The organism is Terriglobus sp. ADX1, assembly GCF_036877645.1.
In the GTDB taxonomy this organism is placed as follows: Bacteria; Acidobacteriota; Terriglobia; order Terriglobales; family Acidobacteriaceae; genus Terriglobus.
This window is the reverse complement of record NZ_JAEDXV010000002.1, coordinates 148,306-165,884: the sequence shown is the minus strand read 5'-3', so window position 1 is coordinate 165,884 and position 17,579 is coordinate 148,306. Positions and strand designations below refer to the sequence as shown.

General features: G+C 53.4%; 19 protein-coding genes. 4 read left to right on the top strand and 15 right to left on the bottom strand.

Annotated elements, in window-relative coordinates; translation table 11 throughout:
• Positions 1 to 307 precede the first annotated feature (307 nt).
• The gene (locus tag JAO32_RS02475) at positions 308 to 532 is read left to right on the top strand and encodes a toxin-antitoxin system HicB family antitoxin (RefSeq protein WP_334237147.1); all 225 of its coding nucleotides are present in this window, start codon (positions 308 to 310) and stop codon (positions 530 to 532) included.
• Positions 533 to 660: 128 nt separating this feature from the next.
• Here JAO32_RS02475 and JAO32_RS02470 read toward each other — a convergent pair whose 3' ends face one another.
• The 13 genes from JAO32_RS02470 to JAO32_RS02410 all read right to left on the bottom strand — a co-directional run bounded on the left by JAO32_RS02470 (position 661) and on the right by JAO32_RS02410 (position 11,220).
• Positions 661 to 1,164, bottom strand: coding sequence for a TadE/TadG family type IV pilus assembly protein (locus JAO32_RS02470; RefSeq protein WP_334237145.1), 504 nt, complete (start codon positions 1,162 to 1,164; stop codon positions 661 to 663).
• Positions 1,151 to 1,627 (bottom strand): TadE/TadG family type IV pilus assembly protein, encoded by a 477-nt coding sequence (locus JAO32_RS02465; RefSeq protein ID WP_334237144.1) that lies wholly within the window; start codon positions 1,625 to 1,627, stop codon positions 1,151 to 1,153. Before JAO32_RS02465 ends, JAO32_RS02470 begins: the two co-directional genes overlap by 14 nt.
• Positions 1,624 to 3,042, bottom strand: a complete 1,419-nt coding sequence (locus JAO32_RS02460; RefSeq protein ID WP_334237141.1) for a pilus assembly protein TadG-related protein — start codon at positions 3,040 to 3,042, stop codon at positions 1,624 to 1,626. Before JAO32_RS02460 ends, JAO32_RS02465 begins: the two co-directional genes overlap by 4 nt.
• Positions 3,017 to 3,415, bottom strand: a complete 399-nt coding sequence (locus tag JAO32_RS02455; RefSeq protein ID WP_334237139.1) for a DUF192 domain-containing protein — start codon at positions 3,413 to 3,415, stop codon at positions 3,017 to 3,019. The genes JAO32_RS02460 and JAO32_RS02455 overlap by 26 nt, the downstream gene beginning before the upstream one ends.
• A 2-nt stretch (positions 3,416 to 3,417) precedes the next feature.
• Positions 3,418 to 3,510, bottom strand: coding sequence for an LPXTG cell wall anchor domain-containing protein (locus tag JAO32_RS02450; RefSeq protein ID WP_334237137.1), 93 nt, complete (start codon positions 3,508 to 3,510; stop codon positions 3,418 to 3,420).
• A 69-nt stretch (positions 3,511 to 3,579) separates the two neighbouring features.
• A complete protein-coding gene (locus tag JAO32_RS02445) occupies positions 3,580 to 4,473 on the bottom strand; it encodes a type II secretion system F family protein (RefSeq protein ID WP_334237136.1) in 894 nt (297 codons plus the stop codon).
• A gap of 4 nt (positions 4,474 to 4,477) precedes the next feature.
• Positions 4,478 to 5,440, bottom strand: coding sequence for a type II secretion system F family protein (locus JAO32_RS02440; protein ID WP_334237133.1), 963 nt, complete (start codon positions 5,438 to 5,440; stop codon positions 4,478 to 4,480).
• 4 nt (positions 5,441 to 5,444) lie between these two features.
• The gene (locus JAO32_RS02435) at positions 5,445 to 6,743 is read right to left on the bottom strand and encodes a CpaF family protein (RefSeq protein WP_334237131.1); all 1,299 of its coding nucleotides are present in this window, start codon (positions 6,741 to 6,743) and stop codon (positions 5,445 to 5,447) included.
• A gap of 79 nt (positions 6,744 to 6,822) precedes the next feature.
• The gene (locus tag JAO32_RS02430) at positions 6,823 to 8,061 is read right to left on the bottom strand and encodes an AAA family ATPase (RefSeq protein ID WP_334237129.1); all 1,239 of its coding nucleotides are present in this window, start codon (positions 8,059 to 8,061) and stop codon (positions 6,823 to 6,825) included.
• 39 nt (positions 8,062 to 8,100) lie between these two features.
• Positions 8,101 to 9,423, bottom strand: coding sequence for a type II and III secretion system protein family protein (locus JAO32_RS02425; RefSeq protein WP_334237128.1), 1,323 nt, complete (start codon positions 9,421 to 9,423; stop codon positions 8,101 to 8,103).
• A 175-nt stretch (positions 9,424 to 9,598) separates the two neighbouring features.
• A complete protein-coding gene (cpaB, locus tag JAO32_RS02420) occupies positions 9,599 to 10,426 on the bottom strand; it encodes a Flp pilus assembly protein CpaB (RefSeq protein ID WP_334237125.1) in 828 nt (275 codons plus the stop codon).
• Between the two features lie 4 nt (positions 10,427 to 10,430).
• Positions 10,431 to 10,967 carry an A24 family peptidase gene (locus JAO32_RS02415; protein WP_334237123.1) on the bottom strand — a complete coding sequence of 179 codons (537 nt, stop codon included), beginning with the start codon at positions 10,965 to 10,967 and terminating at the stop codon, positions 10,431 to 10,433.
• Between the two features lie 76 nt (positions 10,968 to 11,043).
• A complete protein-coding gene (locus tag JAO32_RS02410) occupies positions 11,044 to 11,220 on the bottom strand; it encodes a Flp family type IVb pilin (RefSeq protein ID WP_334237121.1) in 177 nt (58 codons plus the stop codon).
• A 353-nt stretch (positions 11,221 to 11,573) separates the two neighbouring features.
• Between JAO32_RS02410 and JAO32_RS02405 the strand changes: the two genes are divergently transcribed.
• The 3 genes from JAO32_RS02405 to JAO32_RS02400 all read left to right on the top strand — a co-directional run bounded on the left by JAO32_RS02405 (position 11,574) and on the right by JAO32_RS02400 (position 15,065).
• Complete coding sequence (locus tag JAO32_RS02405; RefSeq protein ID WP_334237119.1) at positions 11,574 to 13,808, top strand: putative bifunctional diguanylate cyclase/phosphodiesterase; 2,235 nt, start codon at positions 11,574 to 11,576, stop codon at positions 13,806 to 13,808.
• A gap of 140 nt (positions 13,809 to 13,948) precedes the next feature.
• Entirely contained in the window at positions 13,949 to 14,140 is a 192-nt protein-coding gene (locus JAO32_RS19990; RefSeq protein WP_443082568.1) for a toxin-antitoxin system HicB family antitoxin, read from the top strand.
• 154 nt (positions 14,141 to 14,294) lie between these two features.
• Positions 14,295 to 15,065 (top strand): SDR family oxidoreductase, encoded by a 771-nt coding sequence (locus tag JAO32_RS02400; RefSeq protein ID WP_334237117.1) that lies wholly within the window; start codon positions 14,295 to 14,297, stop codon positions 15,063 to 15,065.
• A 53-nt stretch (positions 15,066 to 15,118) separates the two neighbouring features.
• Here the strand turns inward: JAO32_RS02400 and JAO32_RS02395 are convergent, their stop codons facing one another.
• Together JAO32_RS02395 and JAO32_RS02390 are read right to left on the bottom strand one after the other, a co-directional pair.
• Positions 15,119 to 16,549 (bottom strand): MFS transporter, encoded by a 1,431-nt coding sequence (locus tag JAO32_RS02395; protein WP_334237115.1) that lies wholly within the window; start codon positions 16,547 to 16,549, stop codon positions 15,119 to 15,121.
• A gap of 39 nt (positions 16,550 to 16,588) precedes the next feature.
• A complete protein-coding gene (locus JAO32_RS02390) occupies positions 16,589 to 17,569 on the bottom strand; it encodes a nucleoside hydrolase (protein ID WP_334237112.1) in 981 nt (326 codons plus the stop codon).
• Positions 17,570 to 17,579: the final 10 nt, after the last annotated feature.

Sequence of the window (17,579 nt, the reverse complement as noted above, 5' to 3'; positions counted from 1 at the left end):
CAGGCAGAAAAAGGGCACAATCTTGTTCACTGAAAGGAATTTCCGGAGATGAAGTTAAGATTTTTACCGATATCTCCTCTAATGGAACTCCGTAGCGCCAATCTCAAGAAAGTGTCGGATACTGGATAATTCATGGTTTATCGGTTGTGCAATCATGAAGCTCGTTCGCGCCAACATCCTTGTACTTACAGGTGGAATTGCTTCAACACAAATCAACATCGTCACATCTTCGATAAAGATGAAACGATATGAAAACGCACACCAGGCTTGCTTATTTCGCCGTGAGTGTGCAACGTGAAAAGGGTCTATGGAACAGAAGAAAGTATTAAGTTTCCCTCTGCGTCTGAGTCCGTCGGTACGCATGCAAGCTACAGATCTTGCGCGACTGGAAGGTATCTCGCTCAATCACTTTATTAGCCTGGCTGTGGCAGAAAAGATAAGCCGCATGGAGCACGAGAGCTGGCTAAGACAGCAAGGTAAGACCGCGTCCTCCAGCTTGTCGATGCAGACCCCACTCTCGCGCCGCTTCTGACTTACATGTATTTCTTCGTGAACATGGCGGTTCAGGCTATCTAAAGATAGCCGTCAAGCGTGCGGTACCGCTTACTAGACATGTTGCATCCTTTATTGCAAGCACAGCGACCTTAATCCAAGCTGAACTTATTGGGAAATGATGGTCGAACGGCTGGCATGGAAGGTAATACTTTGTTTCGATAAACCTGGCAGGGTGAAGGTGAAGGGATAACTCACAGTTACCGTGACAAGACAGCCTGGGCTATCATTTCCCTGCGCGGTATTGCATGCACCACCGGCTCCAGTTGTTCCCGGCCATGATGCTGTAACGGATATGTTGGATACCTTAATGCCTGGCGCAGCATTTGTCTGAATGTAGTTCAGAATGCCACTGGTTCCCGCCTCACAATAATAGGAAGCAGCCGCGGCACATGACGTTCCGCTATATGTGGAACCGCGTACGGTGGCATAGCGTGCGCCACTGGATGCAGCCGATTCAACATAGTGCTCTGTATAGACAGCCAGGGAACACATCATAATACCGATACTGACCAGCAGTACAAGGCTCAGACACAGTGCTGACTCCAGCAGAGTGCTGCCAGTTTCCTCGCATAAAACTTCGCCTGTTCGAAGCTGTTTAACGCGATGCACGAAGCCTCACCTTCGCCGAAAGAGGAATGGTTGAGGATATACCTGGCCATGGGAGCATAGGCGTGTAAGTAGCCGTGGTATCCACCTCAACGTAATACACGCTGTTCATCGACGAAGGACACGATGCTTGAGGTGAACAGGAAATACTGGTTCCATCTGGACATTCGCATCCGTATGTTGCGGCGGGCACCACCGTTACAAGTGTGGATGTATCCGTCTTCGCTGCAAGCTGCATGCCCGCAGTATCTGAGGGGTTCTGAATACCATACGCAGCGCCCGTGCTTGCCGCTTGGTTCACGATCATGGCAGCACGAAAGGCACGGCCAATGTCCACTGCTCCCGCAAGCAAAAGGAGCAACACGGGAAGGACGAAAGCCGTTTCAATAAGACTGTTGCCGTCCTGTCGTCGCGCGAAGGCAGCAGATCGTTTCACGAAATGGCGACGCGAAGTATGCAGTTTCATTGCACAAGCTCCGAGTGATCTCCACCTAAAGGTGAGCCGCTTTGTAGAGAGGAATAATCGTTGGCTATGAGACTGAGGATCTGCGCAGTGAACTGTACCTGATCTGCGACGATGCCGTTGTAATGAGAAGCTCCCGCAACAGCGCCGACACCGTAGGTAACAAGCGCGTCCGGCATATAAATCACGCCGTCCATGCGGGATCCCTGTAACAGGTTCACCAGAAACGTTCCTGTATTCGTAATGCCATGAGCCTGGTAAAAGAGGATGCCCCCGTAATTGCCAGTCGTGGGCGCGGTGAGTTGGAAATTGGAAAGCTGTAACGGCAAAGAACTGGCCGTTAGCGAAAAGCTTCCGGCGTCGCCCTCGTTATAAAACGTAACGCCGTTTCCAACAATGCTGCTCAGGGCACTAACGGTAATGGTGAAGCCACTTGAGGTACCGACGGGAAGACCAAGAAGATACACGGGGCCATTGCGAAGGACATATGTACCAGGATTGAACGTTATATTGGACAGCAAGGCGGCCGTAATGGCGATACCACCGCAGTAAACACCAGGATTAAAGGTGACGTTTCCAACGAGTAATGTCGGGTCCACCGCACGCGGCGAGCCGTTAAACACGTTGCCACTTCGGGTACCGCAAGGATCATTTGCATTCGGCGGAGCCGGAAGATAGGCCAGCGGATCTGCAGGAACCGGAACCGGTGCCTTGTTGACATGGGTGCTTCCGAGACACAGAAGACTGGCACCGCCCCCTGTTGGTGAAACCTGGACATACGGCGCAGTAACGCCAAGCCCTACAAGGCAGTTAACAGAAGTGGGGCTACTGGACTCAACGACAACACCACAATTCGATTTAAAGCCGACACCGATGCCCACATTGAGCGCCCCGGATGCGCTGGGGTCCAATGCATAGATACACGGTCCGCCTATACCTCGTGCGGCCTGCGCACGCGCTTTGAGACTGAAGCCGGTGAAGCCGAAGATGCGCGAGAAATACAGCGGCGCTGTTTCAGAAACCTGCGTCTCCACATAGTTGAGGCGTTCTTGTGTATGGCCTGCATCGACCCAGTTTTTAACAATGCAGGTGGGGTTAGTCACTATGAGGGTAAGCCCAGTACCGGGTGTAATAGTGCAGTCTGTGAGGAGAGCAGCTTTGCTGTAACCGTTTTCTACTAGCGCATTCTGCGCAGCGGTCTGAATGGCGGCACAGTTCGGCGTGCCGCCGCAGACGCGCACTTCCAGCGCACCGGCGAGCGCAGCCGCATCTGCGGCATTCTGCAGACGACGCTGCTCATAACGGACGGATCCGATATCCACGGCCATGCCAAGAAACCCAATCAGCACGACCATGCATAAAGCGGTGATGATCAACACCTGGCCGCTGTCGTCACGAAGTTGGAATAGACGCCTCATCTAACAGCGCGGACTCCTGGATGCGAAGTTGGTCCCCCAGCCGCAGTCCGGATTGGACAATCCTTCCTGCGGCAAGTTCAAGGACGGTACGTATCGACGGCACGATGGCTGTAATGCGATACGGTTTAAGTGAAGGCCAGAGGCGCACGACGCGAAGTTGTTTGTCCAGGCCAATCACGTCAATGGGAAAGCGCATGCCGATGGTGTGTACGCCAGAAGAAGGCTTGATCCAGATCCCCTCTTCGCGTTGAAGATGCGCACACCCCAGCAAGCCCACTGCACGACGAAGTGATGTATCTGCCACCACAACGTTTGAGGCCAGGACGATATCTCCCGCAAGAGAGGAGACGGAAACTACACGCCTGGGCCGCATGGTTAAGCCTGTCTACGACGGCGATACACAATTACGCCAAGAATCAATACCGCCAGAACACCGGCTACGACGCGAATCACTGTGGTCATGTCCATTAGAAATATCTCCTTATGTTTATCTACTTCGCCTAGATCAAATCGATTTATGTCGCGCCTCAACCTGAGTTAGTTGAGGTCTTTAAAAATTCCGAACAAACTAATAATTGCCGGCGCCAGCAATACCAGGAACAGGCAGGGGAAGATGAAGAAAACCAGAGGGAAAACAATCTTGACGCGGGTTTTTGCAGCCGCCTCTTCCGCGCCTTGCTTGCGCTGCATGCGCAGGTCGTCTGCAAACCGACTAAGTGAGCGCGAGATGGGAGTTCCAAATCGCTCTGACTGAATGAGCATGCCAACAAACGATCGAACTGCTTCTACGTCTGACCGCTCCGCAAACCGTTTCCAGGCGTCCATCCTTCCACCGCCTACACGCTGCTCCAACTGCACACGTTGAAACTCTGTATGCAATTCCGGATGACTCAGTGCCAGCTCTTCCGAAACACGAAGCATGGCTTGGTCCAAGCCAAGTCCTGCCTCCACACAAATGTTCAGCAGATCAAGCGCATCTGGAAGGGATTGGAGAATTCTCTCCTTGTACAAGCGAATACGCCGCCGCAACCAGATATCCGGCCCAAGATAGCCCGCGGCAGCCAGTGTCACGCATGCCAGCAGCTTATTGCCCGGGACAAAGGTACCGGCAAATAATCCGACCAAAGGCGCGACCCCTTGTACCAAAGCATAGGTATCCATCTGCATGGAGGTCCGAAGGCCGGCCGCTTCCAGCTTTTCTCTAGACTGTTCGCTCTGACGCGTACCGGAGCGTGGGCGAAGCATGGCAGTCCAGCGCGCCATGACAACCTTCAACCGTGTAGACGATGGTTGTACGACGATAGCCTTTGGCTGTACCAGTTGTTGAAGACGATCCGCGCTGGCGGACTCTTTCAACAACATAGGCATAGCTACAAGCAGGATGGCTGCGAAGATCGTGAATCCGGCAGAACATATAAGAAGAAGATTCATGTGATCACACTTCAATCCCGCGGATGATATGGCGGATGGTCAACACGCCGAGGCATAAAAGGACAAAACCCGTGTAGAGAAGCTTCCGACCCACCGGATCGTCAAACAGGATGCGTGAATATCCTGGGTTCATGACGTTGATAACGAGCATCAATACCACGGGCAACAAGCAAAGGATCCATCCTGTAAGGCGGCCTTGTGCAGTATGTGTTCGCACCTCTCCCTTAATACGGACACGGTCGCGAATAACTGCCACAATGCGATCCATCACATCAGGAAGATTTCCGCCGGTATCTTTCTGAATGAGAAGCCCCGTAATGAAGACGCGCAGGTCACGTGAGGGAATGCGTTCGAGCATTGCAGAGAATGCATCACGAATAGGCAGACCGTAATTCTGATCGCGATGCACTTCTGCAAAATCCTGACGAACTGCGAGCGGAGCTTCTTCTGCAAGCACACCAATCGCAACCGAGATCGCATGGCCTGCACGCAGCGAACGCGCAAACATCTCCAGTGTTTGTGGCAGTGCAGATTCAAATTCCTTGATGCGACGCTGCCGCTTGATACGAAGCCACAGAACAGGCGAGAAAGAACACGCAAACGCAATTGCTGTCAGGATGACGTTGCTTGTGATGAGATACATCAGCAAAGGCGATGCAATAGCTAAACCGAAGACCGTGAGGATGACTCCACCTGCGCTCCAGTTACTTCGGGATTGCAGAAGCAAGATACGAATACTTTCTAGTAGACGAGTTCCCTCCAGACGCTTCTCTAACCAGAAGAACGAGCCTGGCACCTTCTTCTCCAGACTGGTCTGTGGCGTCTTTGGTTGCGACGTCTTTGTAAAGACGACGAGCGTCTGCAGACGCAACTCTGCTTCCGTAGCGACCTTCGACGGCTTGGTGCCATACATCATTGCAGCGAAAAGGATCGACGCGAGCAGAATGAAGCAGAGGAGAATCCACATGTCGTTAGACCTCCATGCTCACGTTTAGAAGTTCTGCAAGGGCTTGAGGCGACGTGTCATGTAGCCTGCCTGCAAACCGCGGAAGAATGCCCGGTGAGTAAAAGCGTCCGGCCACCTTACCGCTGGCTCCCGTGCTTTTGCGTTCAAAGAGATAAAGATCATTCAACGCAACGATTTCTGCCTGTGTTCCTACCACCTCTGCAATGTGGGTGATGCGACGCGAACCATCACTCATGCGCGCCACCTGCACAATAAGGTGTACTGCTGATGCGATCTGGTTGCGAATAGCTTTCTCCGGGAGGCCGACGTTGGCCATCATCGCCATGGTTTCAAGACGAGCAACGGCATCGCGCGGTGAGTTCGCATGGATAGTCGTAAGAGAGCCGTCATGGCCTGTATTCATGGCCTGCAACATATCCAGCGTTTCTTCGCCGCGAACTTCACCCACCACAATGCGATCAGGACGCATACGCAACGCATTGATGATGAGTTCGCGTTGCCGAATAGCCCCCTGTCCTTCCAGATTTGGCGGTCGTGTTTCAAGCCGTACGACATGTTCCTGACGGAGCAGGAGTTCGGCAGAATCTTCCACTGTGACAATGCGCTCGCGCTCAGAGATAAATCCGGACAACACATTCAGCAGAGTTGTTTTACCTGCGCCAGTGCCGCCAGAAACCACAATATTCAGCCGCGCTTCCACCGCAATGCGAAGGACCTCAAGCATGGAAGGCGCGAGCATTTTTGACCGGATGAGATCCTCTGCAGTAAGTGGTGTATTGCCGAAGCGACGAATCGACAGAATTGGTCCATCAATCGCAAGCGGCGGGATTACGGCATTGACGCGCGAACCATCCGGCAAGCGAGCATCCACCATAGGCGACATTTCGTCCACTCGCCTGCCCACTGCAGACACAATCTTCTCAATGATGTGCATGAGGTGGCGGTTGTCTTTGAAGACGATGTTGGTCTTCTCCAAAATCCCGCGGCGCTCTACATAGACTGAGTTCCATGTATTGACGAGGATGTCGCTCACTGTAGGATCGTGGAGCAACGGTTCGATAGGACCAAGGCCAAAGACCTCGTTCAAAACCTCTTGTGTCAGGCGATCCCGCTCTGAAGCACTAAACGGAATGCTTTGTTCCGTGACGATGCGGTGGATGATGCCGAAGAGCTGTTGCTGACTGGAACGTGTCTCATTGAACTCAGCCAAACGCTCAAGATCGAGCCTCTTCAACAGCTCACGATGCACCGCCGACTTCACCTCCTGCTGGGTGGCCTCCGAGATGCTATGACGAATGGGCATTGCTATTTCCCCTTCATCGACCGTGATCATGCTGTTAACAGCCATTGGCTTCTACGTTCCTCTTTGTGCAGTTCTGCGTTTACCAGGCAGGCATGAGTTGTCGCCAGCGCGAAGCAGTCTTTTCTTCCTTACGTGCCGGCGCGGGTTTTGCATTGATGTCGGCAAGCTTGCTGCTCCATCCATGCAGAGCCGTTGCAAGCTGGCTTGGCCCTGGAAACTTCAGCGTGTTGCCCGAATTGGAGGCGTGCACCATTTCGCCAGGACTATCCGGCAGCTTGAGTGCGATGGGAAGCTTCAAGACTTTTTCAATCTGCTCCGCAGCAACGGCATGTGGCGCTGTGTAGCGATTGAGAATGACTTTTAGCTTTGACGATGTACCTTCTGTCACTACAAGACCATCGGCGATACGAGATAGATCACGCACTGCAGCGACTTCTGGCGTGGTCACCATCAAAATCTCGGAGGAAGCATTCGCGATACTAGGCCACAGGTCTGGTTGCCTACGATCGCAATCCATGATGATGTAGTCATACTCTCCGCGTAGGAACTCAACGGTGCGTGCGAATTCCTGGGCATCAACGGGTTCATGACTGATGGACGCATCCGGCGAAGACAAAACATGGAGTCCACTGGGATGATGCGCAACGAAGCCACGAAGCAGTTCGCTATCCATGCGTTTTAGATTGCGCACGACTTCGGCAAGCGTGTGGTGTTCTCCGTCAACTCCGAGATACACGCAGGCATGCCCCAGCATCTGCTGCTGATCAATAAGCAGTGTTTTCCGCTGATGGTATTGAGCGAGAAATGCGGCAAGATGCACTGCAACACTGGTGGCGCCCACGCCCCCCTTCGCCCCAAGAATGGAAAGGACGGAACCATTCGTTGCGTGGCTCTCCATCTCTGTGAAGCAGGATTCCTGAAAGCGATCGAGAATCACATCCAGTTCCTGCTGCGCGGAGAACTTGGTAAAGTACTCGCTGCACCCCGCGCGCATGGCAGCCAAGATGACAGCTGAGGTGGGACGCTTTCCTACAGCGACGATGAGAACTTTTCCGGGAAAGACTTTTGAAAGATACTGCGCCGTTTCCGCTGCCTCGTCGGGATTGCGGTCATAGTCAACAAAGGCAATACAGCCGTGCGCGGATGAGATGTATTGCCCGATGGATGGGTGCCGGAGCGATGTGAGATAGCGATCAAAGTGAAATGCACTGCTCGACCAATTGCGCATATTCACCACTTCCAAAAGTTCGCGGGTGACGCGCTCTTCTGTCCCGATCGTGAGCACAATTACATCGAGATTTCCGTTTAACTGATACATTCCTGCGTCCCTCCTGACACCTCTGTCTGGCGTGTCTTTTTAGTGTTTTTGTGGCTTCTGCATCTTGTCGTCAAAGTTAGTACGGTCCAACATCTTCACAGCGAGCGCGGGTTCTTTGATCTGTTGCTCCTTCGATGGGTCAACGATTTCTGGTGTAACTAAGACCAATAGCTCTGAGGTGGAATGATTGACGTTTTTGCTCTTAAACAGATTTCCAAGAATCGGAATGCTTGCGATACCGGGCGTACGTCCAAGCTGGTCCGTTGTGCGTTGATCCAGTAGTCCGGAGATCGCAAACGTCTGTCCATCGTGCAGCACCACTTGCGTATCTGCACGGCGGCTTGAGATGGCTGGGATGGTGTAACCACTGATCTGTACAGCATTGGTGTAATCCAGCGCGCTAACTTCTGGCGCGACCTGCAATGCAATGGAGCCATCAGTATTTACTTGCGGAAGAAACTCGAGCTTCACACCATAGGGACGAAATTGGACCGTGATGGAAGTAAGACCGCTGACGCCTCCCTGCACTACAGGAAAAGGAAATTCGCCACCCGCAAGGAAGTTAGCCTTTTCTCCGCTTAATGTGGTGATATTTGGCTCTGCAAGAATCTGTAGAACATTCCGCTGTTCCAAATCCTGGATCATGGCACCGATATTCAGATCGGCGCTATAGAGCAGGAAATTTAACGGATTGGTAACAGAGACAGTTTTTCCGCCTACGGTGGAAGTGTTCCCGGTGCTGCTACTGCTGGTACTGCCGGTCGTGGTGGTTAGGCTTGAGGGAAACTGCGAGGTAGTACTTTGCCCAAGCGTATTACCGCCTGTGCTGAAGAGGTTGAAGCCCAACTGTTCCAGCTTGGTCCGATCCACTTCCACGATGCGAACATGCAGACGAACCTGACGCGCAGTGGCAGGATTCACTACGATGGCGTTAGAGACATCCTTGGAATATTGAGCAGCGAGTTTTTCCGCCGTCTGATACGACGTGGCGCTACCGACCGTGCCAGAGAGCAGAACACGTGAGCCCTCAGACCGCACTGTAATGTTTTCATTGGGCAGCGCAGACTTCAGTACGCTGTCCAACAGCGTGGTCTCTACATCGGACGAATAGAAGTAAGTGTGCGTTTCCCCATTTTCATCCCAGATCATGAGCGAGCTTACGCCTGGTTCTTTCGCCGTAACCAATACTTCATTGGGAGTGGCCGTGTACGCGGACAACACAGCAGGATTTGTTATGTACACACGCGAGAGACGTTTCTGTGATGTGACGTATGCCGAGTGACCAATGAGCAAATGGGTCGGCGCGTCGGACAGCACTGCGCTTTCCATGCGCGAGGCAATCACTTGCTTTGAAGTATTCACGCTGTCGCTTGCGTTTGATACAGGCTGCGTCGCGGTCGGATTATTCTTATCTGTTTCAGTGGACGCCGTAGAGGCGTGTGGCTGCGGGCGTCCGCATAAACAGCCACCTGCGCGAGTGTTGCTGCAAGGGCCATGCAGAAGATCGAGCGATCAAAGAAAGCATTCAGGCGATGCATTAAAAGGTCTCCACGGAATCCTTATCGCCGCGGCGAACCTGGATGCTGTAGGTAGCGGGAGTCGGTTTGGTGTGCGCCGGCTGAGGCCGCGTGGGTGCAGGTGTATGAGAAGCAGCGGCAGGCGCTACTGGCGAAGATGCCTGTACACCCAATGCGGAAAGATTCATCGGAACATTGGTTGCGACGACATGATCTCCGCCATTTCTCAGAACAAAGTGGACTGTTCCCTGGGTGCTGGCGAGGACAATCTTCTCTGCATCCTCGGGCGATACCAGGAGTGTGACCACATCGACTTTGCTGGCATGACCATCTGGATCGGGCTGCATCTTTTCGCCTGCAGTAAGTACCTGTGCGTCTTGCAGCACGATAGACGTGACCGGATCTGCAGAAGAAGCAGCGCGCACTGTTACCAGCACATCGACATGAGTACCGGGCAAAAGATATCCGGCAACACCCACCACCTCATTGGACTTGAGTGAAATGGCACGCATGCCGGCAGGAATGCGCGCAGAGAGACCGCCACTGGTTGCAAGCTGGTGCGCTGTTAGCGGTTCGCCTTCCTGCAAGGGGTATAGCACTGACTTACCAATAACCTCATCGTTGCGGACAAAGGCCCCAGCCAAAGGCGTTTCAACTGGCCACGGAACCTGCTTCAGATCTTTGGCGCTGATGACCTCGCCTGGCTCGAGATTTTTAGCAGGAGCGACATAACTAAGGCGTCCGTAGGGACTGGATTGATGCGACAACCGGGCGCCAAGCCAAAGCGTAAACGCACCTGATACAACGAGCGCAACTGTAAGTGCAATGAGAATTCGGCGTGGCTGCATGATGTTATTGCCCCACCTTCTCAAGAGAGATTGTCAGCAACGTACCAGCCGTGATGGCCAGGGCATATGGCAGACGAAGATTGCGTTTGTTGCGAACATTCAATTCAGGATGTGGTTCCAGGCCGTTCTCATAGTGGTGTACCGCGATGTGGCCAACATTCCGTATGGACTGCCGCACATGCCCATGCCACACAATGACAACGAGGGCCATAACGCCACCGCATAATGCAGTAAGTGCGAGGAGCGCGCCGGTATTAGAGAGACCAATACCCGCTGCAATCGCAGCGATAAGCTTCACATCTCCTCCGCCCATTCCTCCTGCGAGAAACAGCACGAGGAAGAGAGAGCCTGCAAGCAATGACGCTACGAACGATAGCGCCAGTGCATGCAGGCCTCCGATGGTTACCTGCAGTAGAAGTGCTCCAGCAAGCGTTGGAAGGGTGAACCAATTCGGAATGCGGCGCGACCGCACATCCATAACAGCGGCGAAAAGTGCCACTGCAACGGTGTACGACTGCAATACGATTGCATGCGATGTCATCGCCGTTTTACCTCCTGGCAGAAATACGAAACAAAGGCATAGAAGCCAAAAAAGAAAATAGTGCTGATGCTGCGGTTTAGGTGACGGAGGCGAAATGACCTTGGATGGTGGTGAAAACACCTTGAATGGCGGTGGCGAAACCTTGCAGCGTTGCGACGCAGGCTGCGCCAACGAGTCCTGCGACCAGTGCGTATTCGATGAGGTCCTGTCCTGATTCGTCCTGTACGAGATCTTTCCAGATGCGAAGCGTCATGTTGCTCTCCTTGAAACGGTGATACGTAGTGTGCTGTGCCTCTGTGCATCTTGTCCGTCGTTTTGCTTACACAAACTCGAAACTCAGAGGAACCGTTTCACTATCTTGCAACCAGAAATGAATTTTGGTCACCAGAATGAGTTACCGGAATTCGAAAAATCTCCGTTTTGATATCAGCAGTGATATCGCCACTAAAGTGCGAGAGCAACGCAAGCCATTTGCCAGTTACAAAAGGACAATACACACAAGATTCTGCAGTGCTGTCTAAGAGCTTTTATCGACCGCATGCGCAGTCACTTGAACCAGCGATATGCCGATAAGTGCAGAAAGATAGCCAGAAAGGAAGCTGTAACTTGTATCCAGCGTTTGAAGGTCAGGGATTGCAACTGACGATGACTCATCAGCCACATGGTGTGGCTGCAGTCTTCCTGTTGATGCTGCTTACGATGTTCAGCTCATTCCGATTTGCTGAGGCCCTTGCATCTCTTGAGGAAGCACACAGAGGCATATGGACGCTTGGAGCTGGTGCAATTGCGGGCTATTGCCGCTTCTGTGTCCAGCTTTGCTTTCTTTCCCTGTTCCAGGTCCCGCAGGGTACGTCGTTTGATCTTTTACTGTTTGCGCTTGCACTACTGGTAACCGTAGGCAGCAGAACATTCGTCTTCCGGAATATCATCCGCCAAGATGTTCGGCTGCGTTTACTCTTGCCGTCCAGCCTTGTGGAAGCAACGGCGATTCTGAGTTCACAACTGTTGCTGTTAGGCGCATCGCACTTCCGCTATCCCATACGTCCCCTCAAGTTCGCTATCACTTTCTTCCTTGCCACGGCGTTTTGTTTCTCTTCGCAGTTTTTGGTCGCGATTCTCCTGCGCAGGGCAGCAAAACCCTGGCGCGGTACGCGGTTTGTCTATCCAGTTGCGAGCGTTCTAGCCGCAACCGCAGTGACATACCTGATAGGCATGTGGGGTCGCAATGCGCCATCTCCTCAACGCTTCTTTCTGGATTCCCAATCCACGCAATTGCAGCTGCCACCATTCGCTGTGCCGCTTGCCATGGGTATTGCAGTGTTGTTGCTGTGTGTTGCGCATGCAGGATTGTTTCTCTACTGGCGCAGCATTCGATGGAGCCGCGGGCTGGCAGAAGCCGAACACGAAAAGGAAATTGCAAAAGCACTGGCAGAGCAAAGAGCTATGCGCATGCAGAACGAAACGCTCTTGGAGGAGATTCGAGAGCGCAAGCGGGCTGAAGCGAAGTTGGCGGCATTTGCATTTACTGACCCGGTAACCAACCTGCATAACCGTAGTTACCTGAATGATCGTTTGCGAACACTGCTTCAAAAGAAAGGTGCTCGAACCTACGCCTATCACGCGCTGCTTTACATTGACCTGGACAATTTCAAATCTGCCAATGACATGCTTGGGCATGCGCAGGGCGACGCATTGCTAAAGGAAGTGGCAAAGCGTCTGCGGAATCTGGCAACAGAGGAAGATGTGGTGGTACGACTTGGCGGAGATGAATTCGCCATGCTGCTCAACTGCGCATCAGACGCCGGCTGTGCGCAGCGATTTGCCCACCAGGCGCTGACTGCGCTGGAGCGCCCCCTTGAGATTGCAGGGAACTCATTCCATCTTTCAGCTTCTATTGGCCTGTGTACGATCGATGCCAATTATTCCGATCCGGATCTGGTAGTTCGTGACGCGGATCTGGCGATGTATAGCGCCAAGCGCGAAGGTGGCGCACGTGTCACTGTCTTTGTGCAAGAGATGTATACCAACATGCTTCGCGGCATTGAAGATCGTAAGGAGTTGAAGCGCGCCATTGAGGAAGAGGAGTTTGTGTTGTGGTATCAGCCTTTGGTGGATATGCGCGACGGCTCCATTTATGGCTCGGAGGCATTGATTCGTTGGCAACATCCGGTAAGGGGATTGCTGGGCCCTTACACCTTCATTCGCCTTGCTGAAGAGACCGGTCACATCATCGAAATTGGGAACTGGGTTCTCCGCAAAGCATGCAGCGATTTCTATAAGTTTCAGGAAAAGTCATCCAAGCCGCTTTTGCTCTCGCTCAATGTTTCCTCGAAGCAATTGGAACTGCCTGGATATTTCGATCTTCTTACGCGGACGCTGGAGGAAACCGGCATGCCCGCGAGCCAGTTACAACTTGAGATCACAGAGAGCATTCTTATGAGTGAACCCGCATTAATGGGTCCGCTTCTACAGAGGATTCGCGCTCTCGGCATCAAGATCGCCTTTGACGATTTCGGCACAGGATACTCATCTCTGAGCTACATTCAGAAGTTCCCTGTTGACACGCTGAAAATTGATCAGAGTTTTGTTCGCTCCCTCATTGATTCGCCCGTCAACGGCAAGATCATTCAGTTCATTCTTGGCATGAGTGAAGCACTCGACATGAGCGTCTCAGTGGAAGGTGTAGAAACAGAGTTTGAAGCGAAGACACTACTCGGTTTTGGATGTCGCATTGCACAAGGCTTTCTCTACAGCAGGCCAGTGGAAAAAGAAAAATTCTTTGGCTTGCTGAAACAGAAGAGCTTGATTCCGTACGAAACAATTCGCTTGCCTGCAGCATAAGTAAGCGGTACACATTAATTCCCAAATTGGGATAGGCTCTAAACTTTTTATTTGTCAGTGTGTTTTTTGCACCGCCGCACCTAAGATAAGAAGACTTTCATTGCGGCTTATTTCTGCGTTGGTTTCTCTTTGAGGCACTTATGGACTCCCTAAGGCACGAAAACATACCGGTTCGAATTGCGCTCTCTCTTCGGCAACAGGCCGAAGAACTTGCGCGGCAACAAGGAATCTCTCTTAACCACTTTGTGACCCAAGCGCTGGAAGAGAAGATGTGCCGCATGCAGAGCCCAGCACTCGCAACTCTCATAAATCGTCTACGATCTGCAGGCTGATCCAGCGCCACTCGTTCGCTCGGGAATCGCCGCGACATCGTTTAATTTTGGCAAGAGGGCAGCTTGAAACACTGCCCCTTTTTTTGTGTTCACGAGAACGGAACCGACAATGGCGGATAATCTTGCATAGCATTTTCCCGCAGGAGAAGACACCATGCAGATCAAAGACAACACCATCCTGATTACTGGCGGCGGCAGCGGCATTGGCCGCGGACTGGCCGAGGCGTTTCACAAGGAAGGCAATCACGTCATCATTGCAGGACGTCGCAAGTCTGTTCTGGATGAGGTCGTCGCAGCGAACCCCGGCATGAGCGCAGAAGTTCTGGACATTGATAGCGCTGAGGCTATCAGGGCATTCGCGCGTGATCTGATTGCGAAGTACCCAAAGCTGAATGCGGTCATGCATAACGCCGGTGTCATGCGAAACGAAAAGCTGGCGGACGGCAACACCGAAGATGCAGAAGCCACGATTGCTACCAATCTGCTTGGGCCGATCCGTTTGAACTCTGCCCTGCTGCCTCACTTGTTGCAGCAGCCATCTGCGACCGTAATGACTGTCACCAGCGGTTTGGCCTATGTGCCACTCGCGATGACTCCGACTTACTGCGCTACAAAAGCTGCAATTCACAGCTACACCCAGTCATTGCGCTTTCAGTTGAAAGGCACGGGCGTTCAGGTGATCGAGATCATTCCGCCGTATGTGCAAACGGAGTTGATGGGTGATCGTCAGAAGAACGACCCTGCAGCGATGCCTTTGGCGGATTATCTGCGTGAAACGTTCGCCGTTTTGCGTGAGCAGCCGGAAGTGGAAGAAGTAATCATCGACCGTGTGAAGCCGCTGCGTTTTGCAGCGGAAGGTGGCGATTATGCAAACTTTTTCCGCACCTTCAATGAACGTATGGTCGCAGCTCGCCCTAACGGTTAGGTAAGCTAACGAATGAAAATGAGGGCACGGCCTTTGCTGTGCCCTCTTTGCTTTTAGACCAATGCGGATTCCGCCTCGGCAATCCCCGACTGATGGCCGCTGGTATCTGCGCCTGCATCGTGCGGCAGAGCAAGGCTGTCAAAAACCGGGCCCAGCGCGACAATGGACATCAGAAGAATCGCCCAGCGGAAATCTGCAAGATGCGGTGTGGCTGCTGAATGTCCGCGTACGTGTGCCACGGAACGCAGTGTTACTGCGCCCACGGCAACTCCCATGCCCACACTCAACTGCATGATGGCGCTCAGGAATCCATTCGCGCGACTCATGCGTTCTGGCGGTATCTCCGAATAAGCCAGCGTGGTGAGACACGTAAATTCCATGGAGCGGCATGCGCCGTGTACAAACAGAACCAGCAGAAGCAGCATTACTGGAGTGGAGGGCGACAGGAATGCGCAGACTACCATCGATAGCGCCGTGAGAATACCGTTCACGATGAGGATGCGACGGAAGCCGAACCGCCGCAGCAACGGCAACACAATCGACTTCATGCTGAGATCGCCGGCGAAAAGCGCCAGTAGATACAGGCCGCTTCGGAATGCATTCAGACCGAAGGCAATCTGAAACATGAGCGGCAGTAGAAATGGCAGCACAGAAACGGCAAGACGAAACGCACTGGCACCGTAGATGGAAAGCGAATACGTCTTGCGCCGCATCGATTCGAAATCAATGAGCGATGTCTCCTGCCTGCGCCGCGCATACACAATGGCCAGCACACCACACAGCAGGCTCAACACAAGCATGGTTACCGGAACAGGCCAGCGCGTTTCTCCACCACCCAGCAGTTCCATGGCATAGACGCTGCCCGCAGAAGCAATGCCAGCCAATGCAAACGTGCCCCAATCAAACGGATGCCGCTCGTCGGTGCGAACATTTTCAATCCACAACATGGCGAGAATGAGGGCGGCAATGCCAAGCGGCACATTCATCAGAAAGATCCAGTGCCAGCTTGCATAAGTGGTAATGAATCCCCCCAGCGGAGGCCCCAGCACTAACGCTGTGAGTCCCGGCCACGAGATGTATGCAATCGCCTGCGCCAGCTTGTCTTTCGGTGTTTCGCGCAACACGATCAAACGTCCCACTGGCACCATCATGGCGCCACCCACGCCCTGCAAAATACGCATCAGCGTGAATTGCGTGAGATTTTGCGAGACTGCGCACAGCAGCGACGCCACCGTGAAAATGCCCACCGCCGTGGCAAACACCGAACGCGATCCAAAGCGGTCTGCCACCCATCCACTGATAGGAATCAGCACGGCCAGCGTGAGCATATACGCGGTCATGCCAATGTTCAGGCTGACGGCGGTGGCATGGAAACTCTTCGCCATCTGTGGCAGCGCCGTGGCAATTACGGTGCCGTCCAGGTTCTCCATGAAGAACGCACCCGCGATCAGCGAGGTGACATAGAGCGGAGATCGAGGCTTCATCTCTCTATGTTAGTTTCTTCAGCGTCACTGCGCAGCCTTTTAACGCGGCTGATAGGGCGGCAACGAATGGGTTGCGGTGAAGTGATCCAGATCCGCGAAGAAATCCTTCCACAGCGTTACGGTATCGACATGCGTGATGGTCTCCCACATCGCTCCGCTCTGCCCGGCAGCAAAACGCGTGTGATCAGTCAGCGACGGTCGAGGCACAGTCTGCGTCGTTACCAGGCCGCGTGCATACGCCGCCGTAATGATGTCCCAGATCACGTGTTTGTTCGTGAAATCCGCAACGCGACGGGGTTTGACGTGCGAGAAGTACCACATCTGATATTCATCCCACAGCCAGGCGCCAATGGGGCCGTGATTTGCCAGCATTTGCTGCGCCTGCGCGTACCCCATAGACAAGTCGTGGCGGCATACTTCACCCGTGCCAATTACGACAGGCACGCGCGATGTCAGAATCGTCTGCCACGCATGCGGATCGTTCAGCACATTAAATTCCTCAGCGCCATCCGCCTGCAGATTGGTAAATCCCATGGCAACAATGCGGATGCGGTCTGCGAGGGTCGGGTCCAACAGCAGCGCAGAAGCGGTATCGGTGGCTGCTCCGATAGTGAGTACAGTAAGCCGGTTGGTGGACGAAAATCCCTTCGACTGCTCTACCAGAAAACGCGCCGCATCACTGGGCTGCGGTGTGGAGGCGTCCTGCATGGGCGTGCTGGCACCCTCCACCAGCGGCGGATGCACCGTGAGGCCCATGTGGTTCTCCACCTCGTCGCGGAGAACGCCCAATGTCCAATGCGCGGAGGGATCAGGCAGTGTGGGCGCCTGCGCCGAGAGGAGGCCACGCACATCAAACGCCGGGTCGGTCAGCAGATAAAGGATCACCCACTGGTCATCCACCTCATTCCCCGTATCTGTAGACAGAATCACGGGAACAGGTGCTTTCGGAGCCTGTTGCGCTTCCAGAGACAGAAAGGCCGCACTTGCGGCAAAGATCAGGGCAAGTGCGGCCAATCGCATATCGGGTTTT

What these genes read in the sequence shown, in the direction of transcription:
- JAO32_RS19990 (WP_443082568.1), top strand. Translation starts at nt 13,949, where the DNA reads ATGGACTCCCTAAGGCACGAAAACATACCGGTTCGAATTGCGCTCTCT.
- JAO32_RS02415 (WP_334237123.1), bottom strand. Translation starts at nt 10,967, where the DNA reads ATGACATCGCATGCAATCGTATTGCAGTCGTACACCGTTGCAGTGGCA.
- JAO32_RS02390 (WP_334237112.1), bottom strand. Translation starts at nt 17,569, where the DNA reads ATGCGATTGGCCGCACTTGCCCTGATCTTTGCCGCAAGTGCGGCCTTT.
- JAO32_RS02475 (WP_334237147.1), top strand. Translation starts at nt 308, where the DNA reads ATGGAACAGAAGAAAGTATTAAGTTTCCCTCTGCGTCTGAGTCCGTCG.
- JAO32_RS02430 (WP_334237129.1), bottom strand. Translation starts at nt 8,061, where the DNA reads ATGTATCAGTTAAACGGAAATCTCGATGTAATTGTGCTCACGATCGGG.
- JAO32_RS02465 (WP_334237144.1), bottom strand. Translation starts at nt 1,627, where the DNA reads ATGAAACTGCATACTTCGCGTCGCCATTTCGTGAAACGATCTGCTGCC.
- JAO32_RS02445 (WP_334237136.1), bottom strand. Translation starts at nt 4,473, where the DNA reads ATGAATCTTCTTCTTATATGTTCTGCCGGATTCACGATCTTCGCAGCC.
- JAO32_RS02400 (WP_334237117.1), top strand. Translation starts at nt 14,295, where the DNA reads ATGCAGATCAAAGACAACACCATCCTGATTACTGGCGGCGGCAGCGGC.
- JAO32_RS02410 (WP_334237121.1), bottom strand. Translation starts at nt 11,220, where the DNA reads ATGACGCTTCGCATCTGGAAAGATCTCGTACAGGACGAATCAGGACAG.
- JAO32_RS02460 (WP_334237141.1), bottom strand. Translation starts at nt 3,042, where the DNA reads ATGAGGCGTCTATTCCAACTTCGTGACGACAGCGGCCAGGTGTTGATC.
- JAO32_RS02455 (WP_334237139.1), bottom strand. Translation starts at nt 3,415, where the DNA reads ATGCGGCCCAGGCGTGTAGTTTCCGTCTCCTCTCTTGCGGGAGATATC.
- JAO32_RS02435 (WP_334237131.1), bottom strand. Translation starts at nt 6,743, where the DNA reads ATGCCCATTCGTCATAGCATCTCGGAGGCCACCCAGCAGGAGGTGAAG.
- cpaB (WP_334237125.1), bottom strand. Translation starts at nt 10,426, where the DNA reads ATGCAGCCACGCCGAATTCTCATTGCACTTACAGTTGCGCTCGTTGTA.
- JAO32_RS02440 (WP_334237133.1), bottom strand. Translation starts at nt 5,440, where the DNA reads ATGTGGATTCTCCTCTGCTTCATTCTGCTCGCGTCGATCCTTTTCGCT.
- JAO32_RS02450 (WP_334237137.1), bottom strand. Translation starts at nt 3,510, where the DNA reads ATGGACATGACCACAGTGATTCGCGTCGTAGCCGGTGTTCTGGCGGTA.
- JAO32_RS02395 (WP_334237115.1), bottom strand. Translation starts at nt 16,549, where the DNA reads ATGAAGCCTCGATCTCCGCTCTATGTCACCTCGCTGATCGCGGGTGCG.